Source organism: Nocardia sp. 852002-51101_SCH5132738, assembly GCF_001665695.1.
Classification (GTDB): domain Bacteria; phylum Actinomycetota; class Actinomycetes; order Mycobacteriales; family Mycobacteriaceae; genus Nocardia; species Nocardia nova.
Map to the genome: position 1 here is coordinate 1 of NZ_LZML01000068.1, position 15,161 is coordinate 15,161.

The 15,161-nt window shown below is 68.6% G+C and carries 16 protein-coding genes and 1 tRNA gene; 10 read left to right on the plus strand and 7 right to left on the minus strand.

All coding sequences use genetic code 11. The annotated features are described in order from the left end of the window. Together A5789_RS10380 and A5789_RS10385 are read left to right on the plus strand one after the other, a co-directional pair. The coding region (locus A5789_RS10380) for an AraC family transcriptional regulator (protein ID WP_156747603.1) at positions 1 to 406 on the plus strand (406 nt) is incomplete at its 5' end. Between the two features lie 25 nt (positions 407 to 431). Continuing rightward, positions 432 to 1,265: a dienelactone hydrolase family protein gene (locus A5789_RS10385; protein WP_064902795.1), complete on the plus strand. Its 834-nt coding sequence runs from the start codon at positions 432 to 434 to the stop codon at positions 1,263 to 1,265. A 10-nt stretch (positions 1,266 to 1,275) separates the two neighbouring features. Here A5789_RS10385 and A5789_RS10390 read toward each other — a convergent pair whose 3' ends face one another. After that, a complete protein-coding gene (locus tag A5789_RS10390) occupies positions 1,276 to 2,052 on the minus strand; it encodes a maleylpyruvate isomerase family mycothiol-dependent enzyme (RefSeq protein ID WP_063010834.1) in 777 nt (258 codons plus the stop codon). A gap of 113 nt (positions 2,053 to 2,165) precedes the next feature. Between A5789_RS10390 and A5789_RS10395 the strand changes: the two genes are divergently transcribed. Further along, on the plus strand, positions 2,166 to 3,725 hold the full coding sequence (locus A5789_RS10395) for an esterase-like activity of phytase family protein (RefSeq protein WP_227462883.1): 1,560 nt from the start codon (positions 2,166 to 2,168) through the stop codon (positions 3,723 to 3,725). A gap of 171 nt (positions 3,726 to 3,896) precedes the next feature. Here A5789_RS10395 and A5789_RS10400 read toward each other — a convergent pair whose 3' ends face one another. The 3 genes from A5789_RS10400 to A5789_RS10410 form a co-directional block, all read right to left on the minus strand. Next, positions 3,897 to 4,679, minus strand: a complete 783-nt coding sequence (locus A5789_RS10400; protein WP_082856748.1) for a DUF998 domain-containing protein — start codon at positions 4,677 to 4,679, stop codon at positions 3,897 to 3,899. A gap of 78 nt (positions 4,680 to 4,757) precedes the next feature. Further along, positions 4,758 to 5,174, minus strand: a complete 417-nt coding sequence (locus tag A5789_RS10405) for a very short patch repair endonuclease (protein WP_064902794.1) — start codon at positions 5,172 to 5,174, stop codon at positions 4,758 to 4,760. Between the two features lie 280 nt (positions 5,175 to 5,454). Continuing rightward, on the minus strand, positions 5,455 to 6,597 hold the full coding sequence (locus A5789_RS10410; RefSeq protein ID WP_064902800.1) for a DNA cytosine methyltransferase: 1,143 nt from the start codon (positions 6,595 to 6,597) through the stop codon (positions 5,455 to 5,457). Positions 6,598 to 6,956: 359 nt separating this feature from the next. Here A5789_RS10410 and A5789_RS10415 point away from each other — a divergent pair, with 359 nt between their 5' ends. From A5789_RS10415 to A5789_RS10425, 3 genes are all read left to right on the plus strand, one after another. Next, positions 6,957 to 8,828 carry an ABC transporter ATP-binding protein gene (locus A5789_RS10415; protein ID WP_082940612.1) on the plus strand — a complete coding sequence of 624 codons (1,872 nt, stop codon included), beginning with the start codon at positions 6,957 to 6,959 and terminating at the stop codon, positions 8,826 to 8,828. Beyond that, positions 8,782 to 10,755 carry an ABC transporter ATP-binding protein gene (locus A5789_RS10420; protein ID WP_082940615.1) on the plus strand — a complete coding sequence of 658 codons (1,974 nt, stop codon included), beginning with the start codon at positions 8,782 to 8,784 and terminating at the stop codon, positions 10,753 to 10,755. Before A5789_RS10415 ends, A5789_RS10420 begins: the two co-directional genes overlap by 47 nt. 64 nt (positions 10,756 to 10,819) lie before the next feature. Next, positions 10,820 to 11,440, plus strand: a complete 621-nt coding sequence (locus A5789_RS10425) for a putative glycolipid-binding domain-containing protein (protein ID WP_030516859.1) — start codon at positions 10,820 to 10,822, stop codon at positions 11,438 to 11,440. Positions 11,441 to 11,454: 14 nt separating this feature from the next. Here A5789_RS10425 and A5789_RS10430 read toward each other — a convergent pair whose 3' ends face one another. After that, on the minus strand, positions 11,455 to 12,405 hold the full coding sequence (locus A5789_RS10430; protein ID WP_064902793.1) for a prephenate dehydrogenase: 951 nt from the start codon (positions 12,403 to 12,405) through the stop codon (positions 11,455 to 11,457). A gap of 58 nt (positions 12,406 to 12,463) precedes the next feature. Between A5789_RS10430 and A5789_RS10435 the strand changes: the two genes are divergently transcribed. The 3 genes from A5789_RS10435 (at position 12,464) to A5789_RS10445 (ending at position 13,604) form a co-directional block, all read left to right on the plus strand. Beyond that, complete coding sequence (locus A5789_RS10435; protein ID WP_030516861.1) at positions 12,464 to 13,000, plus strand: tRNA adenosine deaminase-associated protein; 537 nt, start codon at positions 12,464 to 12,466, stop codon at positions 12,998 to 13,000. Then, positions 12,997 to 13,467, plus strand: coding sequence for a nucleoside deaminase (locus tag A5789_RS10440; RefSeq protein WP_063010857.1), 471 nt, complete (start codon positions 12,997 to 12,999; stop codon positions 13,465 to 13,467). Before A5789_RS10435 ends, A5789_RS10440 begins: the two co-directional genes overlap by 4 nt. A gap of 46 nt (positions 13,468 to 13,513) precedes the next feature. Next, positions 13,514 to 13,604: transfer RNA gene (locus tag A5789_RS10445), tRNA-Ser, on the plus strand. A gap of 117 nt (positions 13,605 to 13,721) precedes the next feature. Here the strand turns inward: A5789_RS10445 and A5789_RS10450 are convergent. Then, positions 13,722 to 14,057 carry a hypothetical protein gene (locus A5789_RS10450; protein WP_064902792.1) on the minus strand — a complete coding sequence of 112 codons (336 nt, stop codon included), beginning with the start codon at positions 14,055 to 14,057 and terminating at the stop codon, positions 13,722 to 13,724. Between the two features lie 84 nt (positions 14,058 to 14,141). Between A5789_RS10450 and A5789_RS10455 the strand changes: the two genes are divergently transcribed. Further along, positions 14,142 to 14,732 (plus strand): TetR/AcrR family transcriptional regulator, encoded by a 591-nt coding sequence (locus tag A5789_RS10455; RefSeq protein WP_064902791.1) that lies wholly within the window; start codon positions 14,142 to 14,144, stop codon positions 14,730 to 14,732. Positions 14,733 to 14,749: 17 nt separating this feature from the next. Here A5789_RS10455 and A5789_RS10460 read toward each other — a convergent pair whose 3' ends face one another. Further along, complete coding sequence (locus A5789_RS10460) at positions 14,750 to 15,157, minus strand: hypothetical protein (protein ID WP_146098704.1); 408 nt, start codon at positions 15,155 to 15,157, stop codon at positions 14,750 to 14,752. Positions 15,158 to 15,161: the final 4 nt, after the last annotated feature.

Here is a 15,161-nt window from a genome sequence, read left to right on the forward strand (position 1 = left end):
CCGGCCCGAGCGCACACCGGATGCGGAAGTCGTGGCCGGGTGGAATCGTATCGTCGCGGACCGCGGGCAGGTCCGCGTCGCCGAACTGGCCGAATCCTGCGGCTGGAGTCGCAAACGGCTGTGGACCAGGTTCGAATCGCAGATCGGACTCACGCCCAAACGCGCCGCGATGCTGGTTCGGTTCCGGCGTGCGGTCGAGGGGCTGGTGGCGGGCCGGCCGGCCGCCGATGTCGCGGCCTCCTGCGGTTACAGCGATCAGGCCCATATGTCCCGGGAGATCGCGAGTTTCGCCGGGCGCACGCCGAACACGCTGGCACGGGAACCGCACACGCCGATCGGGCAGCACCGATACCAGGCCTGGGGAACATTTTTTCAAGACCCGGCGGGGGTGGTCGGCCGAGGGTGAAGGCCCGAACGAGAAAGGGCCGGCCATGGCAGACGACGATCTTCACGATTTCGAACACGCGACCTTCACCCATGAGGGCAAGTCCCGCACGATCTTTCGGCAGGGCAGCGGGCCCGCGGTGATCGTCATGGCGGAATTCCCCGGCATCTCGCCGGACGTCTTCGACTTCGCCCGGCGGGTAGCGCGCATCGGCTGTACGGCGGTGGTGCCGCATCTGTACGGCAATCCAGGGCGGGACCCGGATCCGGCCGCGCATGGCACTCTTGCCGCGCTGGCGAACGTCGCCGGTCAGTTCGGGCCGATCTGTGTCAGCCGGGAGTTCGTGGTGCTGGCGACCGGCCGCACGTCCCCGGTGGTGGAGTGGCTGCGGGCGCTGGCCGCCGATGAGCATCGGCGGTGCGGCGGACCGGGAGTCGGTGCCGTCGGAATGTGTTTCACCGCAGGTTTCGCGCTGGGGATGGCTGTGGACGACCGATTGGTCGCACCCGTGCTCTCACAGCCCGGCCTGCCGCTGGGTTTCACCACCCGGCAGAAACGCTCGATCGACCTCTCGCCCGACGATCTGGAGCGCGTCAAACAGCGTTGCGGCGAGGGTCTTTCGGTGATGGGGCTGCGTTTCCGCGGTGACCGGCGCTCACCCGCGCAACGTTTCGAATTCCTGCGCCGGGAACTAGGCGACGCCTTCATCGCCATCGAACTCGACGATGCCGCCGCCAATCCGGAGGGCGTGCTGAGCGCGCATTCGGTACTCACCGAACATCTCATCGACGAACCGGGCGAACCGACTCAGGCCGCGCTGCACCGCGTCCTGGATTTCCTCGCCGAACGGCTCGACGTTCCGGGGCGCGTGAACCGGTGAGTCCGCCGCCTCACAACCAGGCGGGCAGATTCGGCAGATATCCGGTGAGTCCCACGCCCTCGCTGCGGCCGATCAACCACGCCAGCAGCTCCGCTGCGGGCCCGGAGATGGTGTCGGAAGGGTCGGGGCCCACCTTGGCGGTGAAATCGGTGTCGGTGGCGACGAGGGTGAAACTCGGCGGCGGTGGCTGATCCGGGTCGGAGGTCATCGGCTTGGCATCGGCGGGGCGATGTGCGGAGGCCGCGTGGTCGAATCCGGCGGACACCTCCGGCAGCATGCGGGCCACGAAGGCGGCCGGCCAGTCCGCGGGCCGGTAGCCGATGTTCAGGTCGACGCGGTGAATCTCGATCTCGCGCAGGCGCAACCACGGCACCACCGCGGTGGCCAGCTCCTTACCCGTGCGAGCCCGCACCCGGTACTGCCAGCGTTCCGGCGGCATGGCCCGGGCGAGGCCGAGGAAGCGATCGGCGGAGGCGCGCAGATCGCCCAGTTGCTCGGCGAGCGGGCGCGGCGCACCGGCCTCGATATCGGAATCGCGCAGCAGTTGGCTTGCGTACTGCGGGGTTTCGATGCCGGTGCGGGCCCACAGCAGCAGGTTCACCAGACCGTCGGCATTGCGGGACAGGTGGGCCAGCAGATGGCCGCGCGTCCAGCCCGGCAGCAGTGACGGTTCGGCGATATCGCTGTCGTGCAAGGCTTCCACCGCGCCGACCAGCGACTCGGTCGCCGTATGCACGGCTTCGAGCAGGTCGACGGGAACGGCTGATTCCGGCGCTTCGCTGGTCACCTGGGTGACCCTACCCAGCGCTGGGAACGCGCGCTGGGCGAACTCGATTGCCGTCGGATAACTGTTCAGGTGCCCGACAGCTGATCGTCGACTCGGCAGGATAGGTATCACCGGTGGGAACCAGGCACATGCTCCGATTCGCCCTCGCCGGCGCCGTACTCTGCGCGGCTGCCGCCTGTTCGTCCGGCGGTGGCGAACCGCAATGGCACACCGGCCGGGACCGGCCGCTGACCGTATCGCTCGACGATCTGGCCGCCCGCACCGGCGGTGGTGCGGCCGTCGCCTTCGGCACCCCGGCCCACGGCCGCCTGGACCGCACCGCCGACGGTTCCCTGCGCTACACGCCGGAGCCCGGATACCAGGGCGAGGACACCTTCACGGTGACCACCTCCGATGCGGTTCACCTCTACACCACCGATATCGCGCCGCTCGGCGAGTTCGGTGGAACCACGGTGCAGGGCAGCGGATTCGGGTCCGCGTGGACGCCGGTGCCGGGGTCGGCCGACGAATTCTACGGACTCACCGACCGCGGCCCGAACGTCGACGGACCCGGCAAGAACGAAAAGCTCGTTCCCATCCCGAGTTTCGTGCCGAAGATCGGCAAATTCCGGTTGACCGGAACGCGCGCGGCGCTGGAATCCACCATCGACCTGAAGAACCGTGCGGGCGTCGGCTTCAACGGACTCGTCGACACCGCGGCGTCGACCGGCGAAACCATGCGCGATCTCGACGGCCACCTCTTGCCGCCCATCGACCACGGCCTGGATCCGGAAGGATTGGTCGCGCTGCCCGACGGCACCTTCTGGGTCTCCGACGAATACGGTCCGTTTCTCGTGCACTTCGACGCATCCGGCACCGAAATCGACCGCCTCGCACCCGGTTCCGGGTTGCCGCGCGAATTGTCGCTGCGGGCGCCGAATCAGGGCATGGAAGGCCTGACCGTCACGCCGGACGGGCGGCGATTGGTCGGTGTGATTCAAAGCGGTTTGCAGACACCGGGATCGGCTTCCGCACGGGAGGTGCCGATGACCCGAATCGTCACGGTCGACTTGCAGACCCGCGTCGTAGCCGAATTCGTGTACCCGCTCGAGGATCCGAAGCGCAAACTGGCCGTCTCCGAAATCACCGCACTCGACGACCACACCTTTCTCGTGGACGAACGCGACGGCGAACTCGCGCCGAAGGCGAACAAGAAACTGTGGACGATCGATCTGAACGGCGCCACCGATATCGGACCGCGAGCCGCCGTTCCCGGCACCCGATACGATCCGAATCTCGGCCTGCTGGTCGGCGACGAACCGCTGGAAACCTATGTCGGCAAGGTATCGACCGCCGACGGGATCGCCGCGCTCGGCAAGGCGGGTATCACCCCGGTCGCGAAGAAGTCGAACCTGGATCTCGCCGGATTGGTCGCGGGGCTGAATCCGGCCGGCGCATTCTTCGGCCACGACAAAATCGAGGGGGTCGCCACCACCGACGGCGGCCGCACGCTCTACATCTCCGACGACAGTGATTTCGGATTGGCCGGAAGCAGCGGTAGCGAGCCGCCCTTCGGCCTGAAACCGAAGATCTTGCCGGACGGCCGCCAGGACACCGGCGAAATCCTGCGCGTAGATACCGGGGCGCTTCCGGCACGCACCACGACGCACACCGTCACCGTCTCGGTGGGCTAGCCGGCATTCTCAGGTTTTACCCATGTTCTGCACAAATGCATGCCAGTCGCCGCTGTCACCGTGGGTATATGAACACAATTGTCGAGGTACTGGTAATGGGCGTCATACTGGCCACCTTCGCGGCCATGGCGATCGCGGGCGCGGTGGCGGAATCGGCGCCCCGCTCACTGGTCATGCTGCGGAACGACGAGCCCGTGCGCGCTTCCGCCCGTCGCCGCTGATCACGCGCTGCGCAACCCAGATCTGCACCGCGAGCGCGATCAGCCACAGCGACATGGATCCGACCTGGATGCGCTGGGCGATGCCCAGTGCGTAATTGCCCGGCAGATTGTCGGCGATCAGCATCCAGGCCGTAGCGGTCGAGCCGATGATGAGGATCCACAATCCGGAATGCCGCAGAATCGGCCAGCGCCGATAGCGGAAGGCGGCGACGCTGAAGGCGATCATCGCCACGAATATCGACGTGACCGCGAGCGTGCTGGTCAGCGCGTGGATCTGGTGCAACTGCGGAAACATGCCGCTGTCCGACGGCGGGCACGGCGCCGAGCAGGTGTGCAACGGCCATTGCGCATCGGCGATCGTGGACGCGCCGAAACAGCCCAGCGCCACCCAGCCGACGGTCGACAAACGCCGCCGCGAGAAAACGAACATCGCCGTAATCGCGGAAATCAAGGTGAGCGAACCGGCGATGGTGTCGCCCAGGTCGAACACCCAGCGAAAAGGACGGCCCTCGGCGTCCAATTCGCTCAGGAACGACCTGATCGGATTCAGATGGATCGGCAGGACGAATTCCAGGACCCACGACGAATAGCAGACCCCCGCGACGGCGACAGCGGCCGCGATCAGTAAGCGGACCAAGCGGAACCGCACGCGCGCGGGCGCGTGGTCTCGCTCCAGTACGGCGACCGCACCGGATCGGTCCGCCGCACGATCATGCGGCTCGCTCGGCGTCATTGCCCTCGTTTCACGTCATCGCCCACGTCCGGAAGTGCCGTATTTCCGCTGCAATGTCGGCTGCACTTCCATCATGGTCTATCGATCCGACAAAGCCGACTGCACCCGTTCCGCGGCGGCCATCGAATCCTCGTGTTCCCAGACCCGAACCACCAGCCAGCCCGCGGCGGTGAGCCGCGCATCGGTATCGCGGTCGCGGGCCACGTTGCCGGCCAATTTCTCGGCCCACCACTCGGCGTTGTTCTTCGGGTAGGTGGCGTGTTCGGGGCAGCAGTGCCAGAAACACCCGTCCACGTACACCGCCACCTTGCGGCGCGGGAAAACCAGGTCGGCCCGGCGGCGCAAACCCGGAAGCGGGGCGCGGTCCACGAAGTAGCGCAGGCCTCGCCGATGCAGTTCGGTACGCAACGCGGTCTCCGGGGCCGTACCCGTCCGCCGCTGCCGAGCCATCCGGGCACTGGTCACCGCGTCGGTGACGGGACGGCCGGAACTCATGCACAACCCTTACAGCGTCCACCGGCGGGCGGGTGTTCCCGGGGTCGGATTCGGTGACCTATTCGACACCTCACGCCGCCGCTGAGACGTGCGGGACACCCGCGCCCGGTCGGCCGCGCGAGTGGGCTGCGCATTATCACTCACGCCGCCGCTGGGACGTGCGGGACACCCGCGCCCGGTCGGCCGCGCGAGTGGGCTGCGCATTATCACTCACGCCGCCGCTGAGACGTGCGGGACACCCGCGCCCGGTCGGCCGCGCGAGTGGGCTGCGCATTATCACTCACGCCGCCTCCTGTGGCAGGCCTCCCATGCGGATCAGGTGGTTCTCCACATCGGCGAGGAAACCGGGCGGGAAGCGCAGCGTGCCGCGGGCGGCGCGGCGCAGGAAACCGGCGGTCGCGCGGGCCGACAGCAAGCGGGCGTCGTCGAGGAACCAGCGCAGATCCTCGTACGGCTCGTGCACCGGCCACGTCGAGACCGGGACCCGATAGGCCGTGCCGGCATGACCCCAAGCCGCCGCCGGCCAGCGATGCGCGGTCAGCGGCGCGTAGTCCGCGGCCACGCCGTCGGAGGGAGACGCCAAGCGGGAGCCGATCCACGACGCCATCCGCACACTCACCGCGTTGCCGACCAGCTTCCACCGATGTCCGGGGCGGACCCCGGCGGCGGAGAGTGCGGGCGCGGTCCAATCGTGGGAAAACCCTTGCAGCCGTTCGGCATCGGTGATTCCCGGAGTGACGATCTCACCGGCCGGCAACCGGACCGCGGGCGGACTGGCGATCCCGAGCCCGGACCCGCCTTTCAGCGTCGGCACCGCGTTCACCGCCCAGCCCAGCCCGCGCACCCCCTCGGTCCAGTAGAAGCCGCACGGATCCACCTCCGGATCGCCGATCGTGCGTGGCCCCGCATCGGTTCCGAACAGCACCGGCCGCGGATCCTCCGACCGCGACGCCAGCATCAGCACCCGCTGCCGCCGCTGTGGCAGCCCGAAGGCGCGTGCGTCGACCACCCGGTAGGCCCAGGTGTAGCCCAGCTCCTCCAACGCGGCCGTGATGTGCCGCATCGCCTGTCCACGCCCCAGCTGCAACATGAACGGGACGTTCTCGATCAGCAGCCAGCGCGGGCCGCGTTTGCGCCGGACCAGCCGGAACACCTCGTCGACCAGACCCGAGCGCTCGCCGGTGATGCCCGCCGTCCGTCCCGCCTGCGACAGGTCCTGACAGGGAAATCCGGCGGCGACCAGCTCCGTCCCGGCGGGCAGCCCGCGCAGGCGGGTCACATCGGCGTGGGTCTCGACATCGGGGAAGCGGGCGGAGAGGACCGCGCGTGCGCCCGGGTCGATCTCGCAGAGCAGCTCGGTACGCCAACCGTGGGCGCTGAGCCCGAGCTCCAAACCCCCGATCCCGGCGAACAACCCGACCATCCGCGTGTTGTTCACAGCCGGTGGTCCTTTCGCCCGAATCCCCGTCGGGCACCGGCGCGGTCGCGAAGGGCCCGGGTGTGGAGGTTACTCGAGCAGGTCGAGGGCGTCAGCAATCAGTGGGTGGTGTTCTTCGGATGTGCACGGGCCCGTGGGGAAATGAGAGGCGGAGCGGGCGAGCCCAGCATGCCGGTTCCCAGCTGTGCGGTTCGGAGAGGTCGGGCGGCCCAGCGACCGAAAATCGGTTGGCGGGCGGGGGCGGCGCTGGCAATCTGGAAGGTCGTACGGGCGCTCGGTCGGGGGCCGGGGCGGTGCGGTAGTGAGCGATTCGGCGAAAGACGACCTGGCGAAGGGGGATTGTTGTGTCCGTCGCTACGACGGAGACCGTATCCGATTCGGAGGACGACAGAACCGGAACGGTCGACGAAAATCACACCACCCGAGTGACGGGTGCGGGTTCATTGCGGCGTCTGTGGCCGGAGATCCGGCCCTATCGCGCGGCGCTGTTCGGCAGCGCCGTGCTGTCGGGGCTCGGCATGCTGTGCGATATCGCGTTGCCGTTCGTCACCGCGCGGATCGTCGACGGGCCGGTCGCGCAGCGGGATTTCGGCGGCATCTGGGTGCCGATCGGCCTGGTGGTGGGGCTGGCGGTGCTCAGCACGGTCACCTCGTGGTGGCGGCGGTGGATTATCGCGGCGCCCGCGAGCCGGCTGGAGGTGTCGTTGCGCGGCAAGCTTTTCCAGCGATTGCAGGTGCTGTCGGTCGGCGTGCACGACGGGATGGAGTCCGGCCAGCTCACCTCGCGGGCGATCACCGACATGTCCACCCTGCGGCGCTTCTTCGCCTTTGTCGCGCCGTCGCTGCTGTCGCTGAGTGCGACGCTGGGCGTGGGTGTGGCGCTGCTGTTCGTCTTGAGCTGGCAGATCGGGTTGATCGAACTGCTCATCGCGGTTCCGCTCGTCCTGCTCGCACTGCAATTCGAACAGGGCTACGGTCGCGCCTCCCGTCGCGCGCAGGACCAGTCCGGCCATCTCGCCACCACGGTCGAGGAATCCGCACAGGGCATTCGCGTCCTCAAGGCGTTCGGCCGCGGTCCGTGGTTCGGCCGCCGGTTCCGGGCCGAGGCGCGCGAACTGCGAACCCTCGAGCTGGCCAAGGTGCGGTTGGCGGCGCGGTTGTGGACCGCGCTGAACACGCTGTCCGCGTTGGGTATCGCGGCCGCACTCGCCATCGGCGGATATCTGCTCACCGAACAGGCGATGACGGTCGGCGCCCTGGTCGCCGGCATCACCCTGACCACCTATCTGCAGTGGCCGATCATGGGCTTCGGCTTCCTGCTGGCCGAGATGAACCACGCCCGCACCGCGGCGCAACGGTTCTGGGAGGTGATCGACACCCCCGTCGAGATCACCGACCCGGAGCATCCCGTGCCCGCGCCGCAGCCGCTGCGTGGTGAATTGCGGTTCGAGCGGGTGCGTTTCCGCTTCCCGGACGCCGACCGCGATCTGCTGCACGATATTTCGCTGCACGTGCGTCCCGGGGAGACCGTCGCGGTGGTCGGCGCCACCGGCAGCGGTAAGTCGGCGTTGCTGGGCCTGGTGCCGCGACTGTTCGACGTCGCGGCCGGTGCGGTGACCATCGACGGTATCGACGTGCGCTCGCTACGACTGTCGGATCTGCGGTCACAGGTCTCGGTGGCCTTCGAGGATCCGGTGCTGTTCTCGGCCAGCGTGCGCGAGAACATCACCCTCGGCTACCCCGACGCCGGCGAGGACCGGATCCGCGCCGCACTGGATGTGGCCTGCGCCGCGCAGTTCGTCGACGAATTGCCGTGGGGTCTGCGCACCCGGATCGGGGAACAGGGCCTGAGCCTTTCCGGCGGTCAGCGGCAGCGGCTGGCGCTGGCGCGAGCCGTCCTGGACCGGCAGAAACATGCCGGCGGGCACGTCGTGGTTCTGGACGACCCGCTCTCCGCTCTGGATGTGAGCACCGAAGAACAGGTTCAGAAGCGACTGCGAGAGGCGCTGGCCGGTGCCACCGTGCTGCTGGTGGCCCACCGCCCGTCGACCGCGGCCTGGGCGGATCGGGTCGCGGTCCTCGACGGGGGCCGCATCATCGCCGACGGACCTCATGAACGACTGCTCGAAACCTGTTCGCGCTACCGGGAACTGATGGGAGGTGATCTCGATGCCGGAGAACCCGAACGAGGACGCAGCTTCGCGCACGAACACTGACCGGGCGGGCACGAGCAGCGGCCGCCCGGAAACCGCGGCCTACGAGGAGGCCGGCGGCGCCGTGGCCCTCCGCACCGACGCCGAATCCGAGGCCGACTGGCGGGGCGTGGCCGCCGAGGAAGGGGAGCAGACCGAGGCGGTCAACCTCGCCCTGGCGGCACGGTCGCGCCGCCTGCTGTGGTCGCTGATTCGTCCCTACCGCCGGTGGGCGGCCGCCGCGCTGGTGTTGATCGTGATCGACAATGCGGCCCTGGTGGCGACGCCGCTGTTCGTCGCACACGGAGTCGACACCGGTGTCGCACGCGCGCTCGACGGCGACTGGTTGCCGCTGGTGCTGGCCGTGGGCGGCATCCTCGGCTGCACCGCGCTCGGCGGCGTGACGACCTTCCTGTTCCTGCGCATCTCCGGCAGGTTGAGCCAGCAGGTGCTGTTCGATCTGCGGCTGCGGGTCTTCACGCACGTGCAGCGGCTTTCGATCGATTTCCATGAGAACTACACCTCCGGCAAGATCGTCGCGCGGCTCACCAGCGATCTGGAATCGCTCGAGGATCTGCTCGAGCGCGCGCTCAACGACGCGCTGAGCGCCGTGCTGTCGGTGGTGACGATCGCGGGAATTCTGCTGTGGCTGGACATTCCGCTCGCCGCGGTGGTGCTGCTCGGTTTCGTCCCGCTGGTCTTCGTGACCCGCTGGGCACAGCGGCGTCAGCGCGCCGGCTACCGCCGCACCCGAGGCGCGATCGCGAAGGTGGTCGTGCATTTCGTCGAGACCATGGGCGGAATCCGTGCGGTGCAGGCCTTTCGGCGCGAGGAGCGCAACGAGGCCATTCTGGTCGACTCCGATGCCGAGTACCGCTCGGCCAATATCAGTGCGCTGCACGGGATGGCGGCCTACATCGGGCTGGTGCGGTTGATCAGCAATGTGACCAACGTCGTCATCCTGGTCGTCGGTGCGTGGCGAGTGATCCACGGCCACACCGAAATCGGTGTGCTCGCGGCGTTCCTGCTGTACCTGCGGCAGTTCTACGGCCCCTTGGACGAATTGGCCCAGGTGTTCAACTCCTATCAGTCCGCGGCGGCCGCGCTGGAGCGGATCTCGGGAGTGCTGGAGGAGCGGCCGAGCGTGGCCGAACCCGATGCCCCGCGTCCACTCGCGCGGGCGCGAGGTGAACTGCGCCTGAGCGATGTCGTCTTCGGCTACCCGAGCCGGGACGACGTGTCCGGCACCGCGGATCGGCCGGTGCGGTCGGTGCTGCCACGCTTCTCGCTCACCGTCGCGGCCGGCCAGATCGTCGCGCTGGTCGGGGCCACCGGCGCCGGCAAGTCGACCCTGGCCAAGCTGATCGCGCGGTTCTACGATCCCTCGTCGGGCACGGTGTCGCTGGACGGTATCGATCTGCGCACGATCGCCGACGCGGATCTGCGCCGCGCGGTCGCGATGGTGACGCAGGAGTCGTACCTGTTCTCCGGTTCGGTCGCCGACAACATCCGGCTCGGCAGACCCGAGGCCACCGATGCCGAAGTGTTCGCGGCGGCCCGCGCGGTCGGGTTGTACGACTTCGTGATGTCGCTGCCGGACGGATTCGACACCGATGTGCGCAAGCGCGGCGGGCGATTGTCGGCCGGCCAGCGCCAGCTCGTCGCCTTCGCGCGCGTCTTCCTGGCCGATCCCGCGGTGATCGTGCTGGACGAGGCCACCTCGAGCCTGGACATCCCGGGTGAGCGGCAGGTACAGCGGGCGCTCGAGACCGTGCTGCGCGGACGCACGGCGGTGATCATCGCGCATCGCCTGTCGACCGTCGCCATCGCCGACCGGGTGCTGGTGATGGATTCCGGGCGCATCGTCGAGGACGGGACGCCCGCGGATCTGATCGCATCGACCGGACGTTTCGCCGCTCTGCACACCGCGTGGCGCGAATCGCTGGTGTAGCGCAGGTGAACAACTCGCGTGCCGCGACCACACCGCAAGCCCGGTTGTCACATACGGTAGAGGGGTGAGTAAGCCAGCCCAGGGCAATTCCGAGACCGCCCAGGCGAGCGAGGCCGCAGCGCCCCGCTGGCCGGCGGTGCTCACCTGGCGCGCGCACGACGGATCACGGATGGAATCGGTGCGCGTGGTCCTCACCGGCAACCGGATCCGCGCGTCCGGGCGCATCATCGCCGGCGGCTGCGGTGAACATCCCGCGTTCAGCGCGTCCTACGACCTCGTCACCGACGAGGTGGGACGCACCAAGCGGCTGTCGCTGCGCAGTACGGTCGCCTCGGGCGAACGCCATGCCTCGATCGCCCGGGACGAGGAGAACTACTGGCTCGTCGATGCCGGCGGCACCCACGTGCGGTCCATGTTCGGCGGCGCGCTGGATGTGGACGTGGTGCTGAGCCCGTTCTTCAACACCCTGCCGATTCGCCGTTTCGGGCTGGCGCATGCCACCGAGGACGTGCAGGTTCCGGTGGTCTACGTGCGGGTTCCGGATCTGCTCGTGCAGGAGGCGATCCTCACCTACAGCAGCGGCGCCGACGGGATCCACGTGCTCTCGCCGGTGTCGAGCGCGACCGTCACCGTCGACGACGACGGATTCGTCCTCGACTATCCGGGCCTGGCCGAGCGGGTCTGACGCGGTGCGGTCGCTCAGTCCAGCGAGCGGATCACCCCGCCCTGCCGTCCCGCATCGCGCATCCGTTCCAGCCAATCGTGGTCGCCCGGGCGGATATCGGTGATGTCCCAGCGGCGCAGGGTGTCGTATCGGTCGCGTTCGCTGTAGCCCGCGTCGATCAGTTCGCCGAGGGTGCCCTCGTCACGCAGGCTGTCGCGCGCGGCCGCGAGCAGCCGCAGCGCGTCGTCGATCGCCTCGGTGAGCGCGGCCGCGTTCGGTTCGCAGATCGCGCGCACCAGATCGGGTGCGGTCGCCGCGACCCGGGTGCCGTCGCGAAACGATCCGGCGGCCAGGCCCAGTGCCAGATCGCCGCCCGCGGCCCCCGCGACCGCCAGCGCCTCGGCCAGCACGTGCGGCAGATGCGAGATCCGTGCCACCGCACGGTCGTGTTCGTCCGCCAGGACCGGCACCACGATCGCACCGCAGTCCAGCGCCAGCCGCGCGACCCGGTTCCACGGCTCGGCGCGGGTGCCCGGATCCACGCCGACCGCCCAGGCCGCGTCGCGAAACAGGTCGGGAGACGATGCGGCCCAGCCGGATTCGGCCGTCCCCGCCATCGGATGCCCGCCGACGTAGTACGCGCCCAGTTCCTGCCGGTGCACCTCGACGCGCACCGGTTCCTTCACGCTCACCACATCGGTGAGCGTGCAGTCGGGCGCGTATGTCTTCACATCCGCGAGAACGGTATCGATGGCCGGCATCGGCACCGCCAGCACGATCAGCGCATCGTCGGCGGCGGCCCGGGACAGCACCGCCGCGATGTCGGATTCGACGTCGAATCCGTCGGCCCGGGCGGCCTGCGCACCCGGGGCCGACCGGTTGTAACCCCAGGCCCGGTAGCCGGCCGCGGTCGCCGCGCGCAGCAGCGAACCGCCGATCAAACCCGTACCCAGTACGCACACCGAGGAATTCCGATCGCCCGTCATCGGATCAGATTCGCATACGACTTCAACATTTCCGCCGAAGCCGACTACCGTTGCGGCCATGGCACAGCGCTCGAGCACGAACAGGGCCGCGTCGGACGATTACGACGATGTGGAAGGGTTCGCCGTGGCGGTCGTCCGCGAAGACAGCACGTGGCGCTGCAGCCCGCTCAGTGCCGCGGCACTGTCGAGTCTGTCCGCGGCCGAGAACGAACTGCGCGCGCTGCGCAGTACCGGTGCGGTGTTCGGACTGCTGGACGTCGACGACGAATTCTTCATCGTCCTGCGGCCGGGGCCGACCGGTAGCCGGTTGCTGATCTCGGACGCCACCGCCGCGATCGATTACGACATCGCCGTCGAGGTGCTCGACGCGCTGAATGTCGAAGTCCCCGATATCGATCCGGACGAACTGGACGAGATCGATCCGTGGGAGGAAGGCGATCTGGGTGTGCTGGCGGACCTCGGCCTGCCCGAGCCCGTGCTCAGCGTCATCCTCGCCGAAACCGATCTCTATCCGGACGAGCAGCTGGGCATGGTCGCACAGCGGCTGGGCTTCGCCGACGAGTTCTCCGCGGTCCTGGACAAGCTGCACCGTTGAGCCCGGCGTCACCGCGCGCAGACGAGGACCTCGTCCGGGCCGCCCTCGCCGCGGCGGCGGAGACCGATCCGCGGGACGTCCCGGTCGGCGCGGTCGTCTTCGACGCGGACGGTCGGGAGCTGGCTCGTGCCGGCAATGCGCGAGAGGCGCTCGGCGACCCGACCGCGCATGCCGAGATCCTGGCGCTGCGCCGCGCGGCACAGGTCCACGGTGACGGTTGGCGGCTGGAGGGCACAACGCTGGCCGTGACGTTGGAACCCTGCACGATGTGTGCCGGGGCCCTGGTCTTGGCCCGGGTCCGCCGCGTGGTCTTCGGCGCGTGGGAACCCAAGACCGGTGCGGTCGGCTCGCTGTGGGATGTGGTGCGTGACCGTCGCCTCAACCATCGTCCCGAAGTCCGCGGGGGTGTACTGGAGGCCGAATGCGCGGCCGTGCTGGACGCCTTCTTCCGCACTCAGCGCCCCTGACCACCCGATTTCGGTTTCGCTCCGCCTGTCCGGTAAAGTCACCTGCGGTGGCGTGTCCGAGCGGCCTAAGGAGCACGCCTCGAAAGCGTGTGTGGGGTAACCCCCCACCGAGGGTTCAAATCCCTCCGCCACCGCCACAGCGCCCAGGCCGGGGCTGGCCTTCTGCCAGTCCCGGCCTTCGCGTAGGACGCGTGAAGCGTTCCGTTCCCCCGGTCGGCGCAGAGGGTTGCGCAGTAATCAGCCGGTGAGCATGTTCAGTGCTGTGTGACCGACTCCGAGTGCCGCGGTGGATTCGCCAGGCCCAGAGCGGTATTCAGGCGAAAGGCGCCACTGCACCCGTGGAACACCGCCATGAGCAGAGCGCCGGCCAGCCCACCGATGATGGCTGGGGCGACGTGGGCGGGCATGTCGGCCAGACAGCCGATCGCCACCGCGATGGCGAGACCGAAGGTTCCGGCCACCGCGTTACGCAGTGCGGAATTGCCCCACACGTTCGGAAACTGTTCCCCCACCATGCCTTTGACGAAATGGGGGACCGCGTTCGCACCCATGACGCCGGCCAGCATCGAAAGCAGGATCGTGAGCCACATGGCATATCACCTCTAATTCGGTCAACAATGTAGACCGAGGGTAGCGAGAGTCTCGGTACTCGGTCAACAGCGTAGACTGACCGAGTGAGTTCCCGACCCCTTAATCGTGCCGAGCAACGCCACAGCACACAGGCGCGCATCCTGCAGGCGGCGCGCAGGCTGTTCTCCGAAGAGGGCTACGAAGCGGCCACCATCCGCGCGATCGCGACTGCGGCAGACACCGATCCCGGACTCGTGATGCGCTACTTCGGTTCCAAAGCCGAGCTGTTTGCCCAGGTGGCGGGAATCGAGCCGGACGCCGAGGTGACGGGCACGCCCGAAGAGGCGGCAGAACAACTCCTCGCCGCGCTGGCGGACAAACTCGATCAGCAGCCCATGGACGCCCTTGCCGCGATTCGAGCGATGTTCACACATCCTCAGGCCGCCGACGACATCCGATCCGCCATGGCCGCGCGACAGCATCAGGCCGCGGGCCACATGGTCGACGATGACGCGGTCCTGCGCGCCGGGCTCATCGGCGCAATCACGCTCGGCACCGTCATAGCGCGCCACCTGCTCGGGCTGGATGGTGTGAACACCGCGTCTTCCGAACAGATCACGGCCATACTCCGGCCGGCGTTCCACGAGATCGCGCACGGCACACCGCAAACCGCAGCGGACGTATTCGACCGGTAGGCACCCGCCGCTGCGGCTTATCCGGCCGAACCGGTACGAACCTTCGGCGCGTCCGGATCGTGGTGGACGGCCTTGAAGAAGCTGATCCGGGTCGGCTCCGTCCGCAGCACCGTGGTGTCCGTGCCGCCGATGGTGTCGGACCGCTCGATCACCAGCGGCGGGCACTCCACACCTTTCACCGGCACCGTCTCGTGCGCTCGCACGACCATGTTGAACGGGGTTTCGGTCTCCGCGGTCCCGCCGACGACCCGGCAGTGCTGCCACGCCTCGATCAGGTAGGTGTCGTCCGTGTCGTTGGTGCAGGTCGTCTCCGAGCACGACACCCCGGCGGGAAACGGCTGAGCGGATGCCGAGGGAGCGATGGCGGCGACCGTGGCGCACACCGCGCCCGAAACGATGCCGACGGCCAGAATCCGTGTATTCAAGTTT

Coding starts and splice junctions, on each gene's coding strand:
- A5789_RS10385 (WP_064902795.1), top strand. CDS start 432: ATGGCAGACGACGATCTTCACGATTTCGAACACGCGACCTTCACCCAT.
- A5789_RS10400 (WP_082856748.1), bottom strand. CDS start 4,679: ATGACGCCGAGCGAGCCGCATGATCGTGCGGCGGACCGATCCGGTGCG.
- A5789_RS10405 (WP_064902794.1), bottom strand. CDS start 5,174: ATGAGTTCCGGCCGTCCCGTCACCGACGCGGTGACCAGTGCCCGGATG.
- A5789_RS10410 (WP_064902800.1), bottom strand. CDS start 6,597: ATGGTCGGGTTGTTCGCCGGGATCGGGGGTTTGGAGCTCGGGCTCAGC.
- A5789_RS10420 (WP_082940615.1), top strand. CDS start 8,782: ATGCCGGAGAACCCGAACGAGGACGCAGCTTCGCGCACGAACACTGAC.
- A5789_RS10430 (WP_064902793.1), bottom strand. CDS start 12,405: ATGACGGGCGATCGGAATTCCTCGGTGTGCGTACTGGGTACGGGTTTG.
- A5789_RS10435 (WP_030516861.1), top strand. CDS start 12,464: ATGGCACAGCGCTCGAGCACGAACAGGGCCGCGTCGGACGATTACGAC.
- A5789_RS10450 (WP_064902792.1), bottom strand. CDS start 14,057: ATGTGGCTCACGATCCTGCTTTCGATGCTGGCCGGCGTCATGGGTGCG.